The following is a 1,018-nucleotide window of genomic DNA, read 5'->3' as shown; positions in this document are numbered from 1 at the left end:
GCCGACCCCTCGGTGGGGAGTGCCGCACCCGGCGCTCTTCACCGAATGGGACCGGCCCCACATGGTCTAGAATTCGACGGTAGTAGCAGGCGTTTCCAGCTCAGCTAGGTCGGAGGTGGTGTTTCATGGCGATGCCATTGTCCGAGTCATCGATGGAATTTCTAGCGAAACCAGGTCGATGGACTGCCGCCGACCTTGATCATCTACCCGAGAACGGAATGCGGTACGAGGTACTGAATGAGCAGCTCATCGTGAATGCCGCACCGAAGCCGCGTCATCAGAAGCTGTTGAGCCGATTGCTTATTGCGTTGTCGGCTATCGTGCCGGAAGGCTTCTGGGTGTTGCCTGGCGTCGGCATCTTCATTGGTGACGATGAGCCCATTCCGGACCTGATCGCGGGGCAGGGCACGGTGCTCGAGGACGAGCGTGGTGTTCCGGTCGAGCAGGTGGTCCTGGCTGTCGAGATCGTCTCGACCTCAACGACCATGCAGGATCGTATGGTCAAACCCGTCATGTATGCCGAGGCCGGCATTCCGAACTACTGGCGTATCGAGATCAACTCATTCAAGGGCCGCCTGCCGGGGGAGGAGTTGCCGGTTCTGTTCGCCTACACTCGCGACGGCGACGGCGAATATCAGCTCACCAACCGAGTTGCTGCTGGGCGGTCGGTGACCCTCGAATCGCCATTCGAGTTCACCGTGGATCCGGCCACCCTGATGCGCTGACGATCGGACGGGTGCGTCCCGGCGACCTGTCTGGGTGAGGATGTTCCGGTCGCGGTCATCCCGGAATCGGCCACTTGATGCGCTGACGTTCGACCTGCGACAGTGCCCGTGTCGGCTACGACGCGCGGGCCTGCACCGGCGCGTGGTCGGTGGGCTCGCCGGGGGTGCGGGCCGAGGGTATGAACCGGCGTCGTGGGCGATTCCGCGTGCTTGCCGCCGGCGTGGGTGTTCGTGATCGCGCGTCCGACCGGGGTGCCGCGCAAACGCGCGTCGGGTGGTCTGTATCGGCCAAC

The 1,018-nt window shown here is 63.4% G+C and carries 1 protein-coding gene; it reads left to right on the top strand.

Features of this window, described 5'->3' with window-relative positions; translation table 11 throughout:
• The first annotated feature begins 125 nt into the window (after positions 1-125).
• On the top strand, positions 126-725 hold the full coding sequence (locus NV1_RS06285) for a Uma2 family endonuclease (protein ID WP_245713578.1): 600 nt from the start codon (positions 126-128) through the stop codon (positions 723-725).
• Positions 726-1,018 lie beyond the last annotated feature (293 nt).

Origin of the sequence: Nocardia vaccinii NBRC 15922, assembly GCF_001613305.1 — a bacterium.
In the GTDB taxonomy this organism is placed as follows: Bacteria; Actinomycetota; Actinomycetes; order Mycobacteriales; family Mycobacteriaceae; genus Nocardia; species Nocardia vaccinii.
The sequence above is the reverse complement of the archived record's forward strand: the minus strand, read 5'-3'. Positions and strand labels throughout refer to the sequence as shown.

Excerpts from the sequence above, each read along its gene's own strand:
- NV1_RS06285 (WP_245713578.1), top strand. The coding sequence starts at position 126 with ATGGCGATGCCATTGTCCGAGTCATCGATGGAATTTCTAGCGAAACCA.